This window comes from Streptomyces shenzhenensis (assembly GCF_021462265.1).
In the GTDB taxonomy this organism is placed as follows: Bacteria; Actinomycetota; Actinomycetes; order Streptomycetales; family Streptomycetaceae; genus Streptomyces; species Streptomyces shenzhenensis.
On the sequence record NZ_JAJONF010000251.1, the window covers coordinates 1 to 208 of the forward strand.

Consider the following 208-nt stretch of genomic DNA (forward strand, 5'->3'; position numbering starts at 1 on the left):
GTTCGCGTCGAGGTGGAGCTGGTCGGCGCGGGCCGGGTTCGCAGTGCTGGTGAGGGTGATCGCCTCGGGATGGGCGGGGTCGTCGATCAGGTTCAGGGTGATGTGCAGCTGATCGCCCGAACCAGGCAGCGCCAGGCCGGTGTTCAGGTGCGTGTCCAGCAACCCGGAGAGCCGGTCCTTGAGTTGTCCGGTGAGGGCGGCGTCGGTG

At 68.8% G+C, this 208-nt stretch carries 1 protein-coding gene; it reads right to left on the reverse strand.

From position 1 onward, the window contains the following. Positions 1–208: hypothetical protein (locus LQ326_RS47680; RefSeq protein ID WP_234545450.1), on the reverse strand; the 208-nt coding region annotated here is incomplete at both ends.